We start from the raw sequence: 8,383 nt of genomic DNA, 5'->3' as shown, positions 1-8,383 counted from the left end.
CCCGTCCGTCGGCGAGCAGCTCCCACAGGTCCTCCGGCGACTCCACACCGCCCGGGAAACGGCACGCCATCCCGACGATCGCCACCGGCTCGTCCAGGGCGACCGAGGCCGTGGAGGCGATCGACGCCTCCTCGTCGAACAGCTCGCCGTAGATGTGGTCGGCCAGGGCGCGGGGGGTGGGGTGGTCGAAGACGACCGTGGCGGGGAGCGTCACACCCGCCGCGGCCGCCAGCGCGTTGCGCAGCTCCACCGCGATCAACGAGTCCACGCCCAGATCGCGGAACGCCCGCTCCGCACCGACCTGTTCGGGGCCGTCATACCCCAACACCAGGGCCGTGAGCTCCTGGACATGTTCCCTCACGAGGCGTTGCCCGGCGTCGCGGGGTACCCCTGCCACGCGTGAGCGCAGTTCGCTTCCCGTGCGTTCGGTCCCGCGCCGTTCGGGGGTGGAGCCGGCTGGGGCCACGGAGGTGAGGAGGGCACTGGGACGGACCGCGGTGAACGCGGGGACGAAATCGGCCCAGTCGATGTCCGCGATCAGTTGGGTGGTGACGCCTGTGTCGAGCGCGACTCCCAGTGCCGAGAGTGCGAGCCGGGGGTCGAGTGCCGTCACGGCCCCTTGACCACGGCGCCGGCCGCCGGACTCCGCCGCCATACCGTCTCCGGCCCACGGGCCCCAAGCGATGGAGGTGGCCGGAAGGCCCTCCGCCCTCCGCCGTTCGGCGAGCGCGTCGAGGGCGGCGTTGGCGGCGGCATAGGCACCCTGCCCCGGGCTTCCCAGCGTTCCCGCCAGGGAGGAGAAGAGGACGAAGGCCGACAGGTCGCGGTCCCGTGTCAGCTCGTCGAGGAGGAACGCTCCCGTGGCCTTGGGCCCCCTCACTCGGTCGATGCGCTCGGCGTCCGTCGCCAGCAGCGTGGCGTCGTCCAGGACCCCGGCTGTGTGGAAGACCGCGTCGACCGGGTGTGCGGCGAGAAGCTCGGCGAGCTGCTCGCGTACGGAAACGTCCACGGCGGGCAACGTGACCTGCGCGCCCATCCGCTGGAGTTCTTCGCGCAATGCGGTCGCACCCGGCGCCGCTTCACCGCGGCGGCCGACGAGGAGAAGGTTGCGGGCACCTCGTTGCACCGCCCAACGGGCCACATGTCCGCCCAGGGCGCCCGTACCCCCGGTGATCAGCACCGTGCCGTCGGGCTTCCAGCCCGGGGTGACCGCGGACACCGGTGTGGTCCGTATCAGCCGACGGCCGAAGACGCCGTGGGCCCGCACGGCGACCTGATCCTCGCCGGGCCTCAGACGGGTCAGAGCGATGGCGAGCCGTGCGCACACCCGGTCGTCGACGTCGGCGGGCAGGTCGATCAACCCGCCCCAGGTGTCCGGGTGTTCCAGGGCCGCTACGCGTCCCAGCCCCCAGGCGGCGCTCTGTTCGGGGCCAACGGCGCGATCAGCCCCGGCCACACCGACGGCGCCTTGGGTGACGGCCCACAGTCGTATGCCCGGAGCCGGAGACTCGACGGCTCCGCGCAGCGCGGCCAGCGTACTCACCACCGGATCGACGTGCGCGGCAAGCCCGAGCAGGGACAGCACTCCGTCCGTCTCCGCAGCCGTGAAGCGCAGCGCTTCGGCGCAGTCGGTGGGGTCGGTGGGGTCCATCACCTCGGCGACGCACGGAGTGATTCCGTGTTTGCGCAGGCCGAGCAGGAGGTCGTCCGCAGTACGGCGTGACGCCGCATCCAGTTCGGTGGGGAGCAGCACCGCCCAGTTTCCGGTACGGGGGCGACCGGCCGTGGTCGTGCTCTCGTCGTTCCGAGTCAATGGCAGCCAGGACACCTCGTATCGCAACGCGTCGAGCGCTGCCCGGTCCTGCCGCTGTCGGTACCACCGCGAAAGTGCCGGCACGACGGGCCCCAGCGTGTCGGGCGGAAGATCGAGGTCCTCGGCCAGCACCGACAGGTCCTCGCGCTCCACGGCGGTCCAGAAGTCGGCGTCCACCACCGTGGAGGCTCGCGTCGGACCACAAGGACCACCGGGCGACGGCTCGTTCGGGGCCAACCAGTAGCGTCGATGCTGGAACTGGTAGGTCGGCAGGTCGACCGGCATCCCGCCGTCATCGCCACGGAGCACGGCGGTCCAGTCGATCTCACCCCCGTCGACATGCAACAGGGCCATCGCTCGGAGGACGGCCGGGTGTTCCGGGCTGTCCTTGCGGAGGGTGGGTGTCAGGAGGGCGGGGCTGTCGTCCGGGACGCAGTTCCGGGTGAGGGCGGTGAGGGTGCCGTCGGGGCCGATCTCCAGGAAGCGCGTCACGCCTTCGGCCACCAGGGCACTCACGCCGTCGGCGAAGCGGACGGTGTCGCGGACGTGACGGACCCAGTACTCGGGGGATGCCAGTTCGTCGGTGGTGGTGAGGTCTCCGGTCAGGTTGGACACGACAGGGAGGGCCGGGGGTGCGTAGGTGATGCGTTCGGCCACCTCGCGGAAGGCGTCGAGCATCGGCTCCATCAGCGGCGAGTGGAAGGCGTGCGAGACGCGGAGACGGGTGGTGCGCCGGCCCTGCTCCCTCAGCGTCGAGGCCACCTGCTCGACGGCCGTCTCGGCTCCGGCGAGCACCACGGCCCGGGGGCCGTTCACTGCCGCGAGGGACACCTCACCGGCAAGGTCCGCCAGGAGCGGCAGCACCTCCGACTCGGCCGCCTCGACGGCCACCATGACGCCACCCGCGGGGAGTTGCTGCATCAGCCGGCCACGCGCCACGACCAGCGCACAGGCGTCCTCCAGCGACATCACCCCGGCCACATGCGCGGCGGCGATCTCACCGACCGAGTGACCGATCAGGAAGTCCGGGCGCACACCGAAGGACTCCACCAGCCGGAACAGCGCGACCTCGAGCGCGAACAACGCAGGCTGCGTCCACTCGGTACGGTGCAGCCGCTCCGCGTCGTCACCGAAGACGACCTCCCGCAACTCCACCCCCACGTGCCCGCACACCGCGTCGAACGCCTCCGCGAACACCGGGAAAGCCTCATACAGCTCACGACCCATCCCCGGGCGCTGCGCACCCTGACCCGAGAACAAGAAGGCCTGAGGCTGTTCACCACGGTCGCGTCCGAGCGTGATTCCCGGTGACGCACTGCCGTTGGCGAGGGCACGAAGGGATTCGATGAAGCCGGTGGCATCGTCGGAGACGACGACGGCACGATGCTCGAAGTGTGCGCGTGTCCTGGCCAGGGACACGCCGGTCCGGTGGAGATCGGCCTCAGGGTGTCGGTCGGCAAAGGCCACGAGGGCCCGGGCTTGTGCGCGGAGGGCTTCCTCGGAACGGCCGGAGAGCGGCCACGCGGTCGGGCCGGTGGTGGTGCTGCCGTCCACCTGGACTTCCGGTTCCGGGACCTGTTCGAGGATGACGTGGGCGTTGGTGCCACTCAGACCGAACGACGAGACACCCGCCCGGCGCGGACGATCGACATCGGGCCACGCCCGTCGCTCGGTGAGCAACTGCACGGCTCCGGAGAACCAGTCCACATGCGAGGACGGTTCGTCCGCGTGCAGGGTCGCCGGCAACACCCCGTGCCGCAACGCCTGCACCATCTTGATCACACCCGCGACACCCGCAGCCGCCTGCGTATGCCCCAGGTTCGACTTCACCGACCCCAACCACAACGGCCGGTCCCCGTCACGATCCCGGCCATAAGTGGCCAACAAGGCCTGCGCCTCGATCGGATCACCCAACGTGGTCCCGGTGCCATGCGCCTCCACCGCGTCCACGTCCGCAGCCGACAACCCCGCCGACGACAACGCCGCCCGAATCACCCGCTGCTGCGACGGACCGTTCGGCGCCGTCAGACCATTCGACGCACCATCCTGATTGACCGCCGAACCCCGCACCACCGCCAGCACCCGATGCCCACGACGCCGCGCATCCGACAACCGCTCCACCAACAACACACCGACGCCCTCACCCCAGCCCGTGCCATCCGCCGCCTCCGCGAACGCCTTGCACCGGCCATCGGCCGCCAAACCACCCTGACGACCGAACTCGGCGAAGACATCAGGGGTGGACATCACCGTCACACCACCGGCCAGCGCCAGATCACACTCCCCCGCGCGCAACGACTGCACCGCCAGATGCAACGCCACCAACGACGACGAACACGCCGTGTCCACCGTCACCGCCGGCCCCTCAAGCCCCAGCACATACGACACCCGGCCCGAGACGACACTCGCCGCGTTGCCGGTCAGCAGGTGGCCTTCGATGCCCTCGGGCAGGTCTTCGCCGTGGACGGCGCCGTAGTTCTGATTGCTGCACCCGACGAAGACACCGGTGCGGCTGCCCCGTATGGAGCCGGGCTCCAGGCCCGCGCGTTCGAGGACCTCCCAGGAGGTCTCCAGGATCAGGCGCTGCTGAGGGTCCATCGCGAGTGCCTCACGAGGCGACACTCCGAAGAAGCCGGCATCGAAATCCGCTGCCGTGGCGACGAATCCGCCCTGGCCGGTCGAGGCCGCGGCGGCATCTGCCGTGTCCCATCCTCGGTCCGCCGGGAGAGGTGTGATCGCATCGGTGCCGGAGAGCACCAGGTCCCACAGTTCTTCCGGGGTGGTGACGTCGCCGGGGTAGCGGCAGGCCATGCCGACGATGGCGATCGGCTCCGAGGCGGCCTGGGCGAGTTCTTCGTTGCGCCGGCGCAGACGCTCGTTCTCGGAGAGGGAGGCGCGCAGCGCGGCGACGACGCGCTCTTCGGAGGTGGACATGTTCAGCTCCACTGGTTCGTGGCCGTTCGCGGGCGGACGGGGAGAGTGGCTGCGGGCAGGCGGGGGTTCAGGAGGTGGAGTCGCCCAGGGCCAGGTGAACGAGTGCGTCGACGTCCATCGCGTCGATCGCGTCGGGTGAGGAGGTGTCGTCGGACGGACGTGCGGAGGCGTCCGCGCCCTCCTGCGCCAGGGACAGGACGGCCGTCAGCAGGCCGCTCTCCTGCCAGCGGGAGAAGGGGATCGCGGACAGGACGGTGCGGAACGAGGCCTCTTCACCGTCCGCCGCCACAACCTCGTCCGTGAAAAGCTCCTCGTAGAGGCGATCGGCGAGGTGGCGTGGTGTCGGGTGGTCGAAGACCAGCGTCGTCGGCAGCCGCAGGCCGGTCTCCGCATGGAGCTGGTTGCGCAGTTCCACGGCGGTGAGGGAGTCGAAACCGACGTCTCGGAAGGAACGGTCGAGGTCCACGGCAGAACTTTTCGACCGTCCGAGTACGGCGCCGGCCCGTTCGCGGACGATCTCCCGCAGCGCCCTCCGACGATCCTTCTCCGACCGGTTCGTCAGGCGGGCGACGAGGGCGGCACGGACGTCCTCGGTCTTCTTGTCCCCGGTGACGTCGGGCGTCGTTGCCCCGAAGCCCGGAAGCGTACTCAGCAGAGGGCTGGGACGGCGGCTGGTGAACGCGGGAAGGAAACGCTCCCAGTCCACGTCGGCCACGGTGACCGCGCCACCGGGTCCCTCCAGCGCTGATGCGAGCCCCTGCAGGGCGCGACCGGGTGGCATGACCCGCAGGCCGTGCCGTCGCAGTTCCGCCGCTCCGGCGCTCGACACCATCCCTCCGCCCGACCACGGGCCCCATTGCACCGTGAGGCCTGCCAGCCCACGGGCGCGGCGGTCCTCCACCACGGCGTCCGCCCAGGCATTCGCCGCCGCGTAGGCGCCCTGGGATCCGCTCCCCCACACAGCCGCGATGGACGAGAACACCACGAAGGCACTCAGGTCCCGGTCACGGGTCAGCTCGTCCAGGTGCACGGCGCCGTGTGCCTTCGCCCCGACGATCCGCTGCAGATGGGCGGTGTCGATGTCGTCGAAGGGCATGTGGTCCGGTACGCCCGCCACGTGGAAGACGGCGTCGACCTGGTGCCGGGAGAGCAGCGCCGCGACCGCTTCCCGGTCCGCGAGGTCGCAGGCCTCGACGCTCACCTGGTCGGCTCCCATGTCGTGCAGGTCGGCCACGAGTTGGGCGACGCCCTCGGCATCGGCACCGCGACGGCTGGTGAGGACCAGGTCCTCGGCGCCCTGACGGACGAGCCAGCGAGCGACGTGCGCACCGAGGGCACCGGTCCCGCCGGTGACCAGCACCGTTCCGGATGGTTTCCACACCTGTCCGGTGCCGTGCGGCGCCGGATCCTGACGCAGACGCCTGGCGAAGGCCCGGCCGTCCCGCACAGCGATCTGGTCCTCCGCGGGGGAGGCGACGACGTCGGCGAGGAGGCGGGCGGCATCGCTGTCCGGGGTCTCCGGCAGATCCACCAGCCCGCCCCAGCGATCGGCGTGCTCCAGCGCCACAACTCGTCCGAGCCCCCAGATGGCGGCCTGTTCGGGAACCGGCCGGCCGTCGGCGGGCTGCCCGACCGTGACGGCTCCCCGGGTGACCCACCACACGGGCCCGCCCGTCTGCGCGTCGCCCAGCGCCTGGGTGGCGCCGAGTGCCTGTTCCAGTGTGGCGGGCAGCACGATCACACCCGCCGCTTGCGTCTTCGTCGCCGCGACAGCCTCAGTGACCGCGCGGGCGAGGCCCTGTCGGTCCGGGCGCTCGGGAAGAGGCAGGAGAAGAGGGTCGGAGAGGCCCGCGGTCACGCTCTCGACCAGCGCGCCGGCCCCTTCGGGGTGGAGTACGAGCCAGCGACCGGTGCGGTCTGCGCCTGGGGTGGGAGTCACTGCCTCCCATGCCACGCAGTAGCGCCAGCCGTCCACTTCCGCCCGCTCCGTGCGCTCCTGTCGTCGGCCGGAGAACTCCGAAAGGATCTCCTGTACGACGTCCTCGCTGATGCCCAGCACGCCGGCCAGTTCGCGCGCTTCCTCCGGTGCCGCCGGTTCCCAGGAACGAAGATCGGGAGCGACCTCACTGCGCTTCGTCTGGGGCCAGTACCGCTCACGCTGGAAGGCGTACGTGGGCAGGTCCACGCCTGCCGTCGAGCAAGGGCCCGTCACAGCGGTCCAGTCGACGGGCACACCGGCCGTATGGCCGGCAGCGACACACGAGAAAACGGCGTCCACCTCGTCGCGGTCCCTGCGCAGCATCGGCGCGAAGAGGAGGGCCTCGTCGTCGTCCGGGATGCAGTTCTGGGTGAGGGCGGTGAGGGTGCCGTCGGGGCCGATCTCCAGGAAGCGCGTCACGCCGTGGGTGGTGAGTGCGGTGATGCCGTCGGCGAAGCGGACGGTGTCGCGGACGTGACGGACCCAGTACTCGGGGGATGCCAGTTCGTCGGTGGTGGTGAGGTCTCCGGTCAGGTTGGACACGACGGGGAGGGCCGGGGGTGTGTAGGTGATGCGTTCGGCCACCTCGCGGAAGGCGTCGAGCATCGGCTCCATCAGCGGCGAGTGGAAGGCGTGCGAGACGCGGAGACGGGTGGTGCGCCGGCCCTGCTCCCTCAGCGTCGAGGCCACCTGCTCGACGGCCGCCTCGGCGCCGGCGAGCACCACGGCCCGGGGGCCGTTCACTGCCGCGAGGGACACCTCACCGGCAAGGTCCGCCAGGAGCGGCAGCACCTCCGCCTCGGCCGCCTCGACGGCCACCATCACCCCACCCGCGGGGAGTTGCTGCATCAGCCGGCCACGCGCCACGACCAGCGCACAGGCGTCCTCCAGCGACATCACCCCGGCCACATGCGCGGCGGCGATCTCACCGACGGAGTGTCCGATGAGGACGTCCGGGCGCACACCGAAGGATTCCACCAGCCGGAACAGCGCGACTTCCAGCGCGAACAACGCGGGCTGCGTCCACTCGGTGCGGTGCAGCCGCTCGGCGTCGTCACCGAAGACGACCTCCCGCAACTCCTCCCCCACGTGCGCGCACACCGTGTCGAACGCCTCCGCGAACACCGGGAAAGCCTCATACAGCTCGCGCCCCATCCCCGGCCGCTGCGCACCCTGACCCGAAAACAGAAACGCCGTCCTGCCGTGGTCCGTAGCACGTCCGCACGTGAGGTTGTCGGCCTGTTCGCCCTGAGCCAGGCGGTCGAGTCCGTCCAGGAGCTCCCCGCGGTCACGGCCTCGGACGACAGCGCGGTTCTCGAAGAAGGTCCTCCCCTGAACCAGGGCGGCCGCAATCGCGACGGGTGTGGCGTCCGTATGCGCCTGCGCGTAGGCGTGCAGACGGGCGGCCTGGGAGCGCAGGGCATCCGCACAGCGTCCGGACAGTACCCAGGGCACCATCGGCATGGCGACGGACTCGACCGGCTCCACTGCGTCCTCGGGGGCCTGTTCGAGGATGACGTGGGCGTTGGTGCCACTCAGACCGAACGACGAGACACCCGCCCTGCGCGGACGATCGACATCGGGCCACACCCGCCGCTCACTCAGCAGACGTACCGCACCCGAGGACCAGTCCACATGCGAGGACGGCTCGTCCGCGT

The 8,383-nt window shown here is 70.9% G+C and carries 2 protein-coding genes; both read right to left on the bottom strand.

What is annotated here, in order from left to right:
• Positions 1 to 4,747, bottom strand: a 4,747-nt coding sequence (locus ACZ44S_RS38985; RefSeq protein WP_466938226.1) for a type I polyketide synthase, incomplete at its 3' end; no start/stop codon positions are given.
• A 67-nt stretch (positions 4,748 to 4,814) separates the two neighbouring features.
• The coding region (locus ACZ44S_RS38980; protein ID WP_466938223.1) for an SDR family NAD(P)-dependent oxidoreductase at positions 4,815 to 8,383 on the bottom strand (3,569 nt) is incomplete at its 5' end.

This window comes from Streptomyces malachitofuscus, assembly GCF_055571035.1.
The sequence above is the reverse complement of the archived record's forward strand: the minus strand, read 5'-3'. Positions and strand labels throughout refer to the sequence as shown.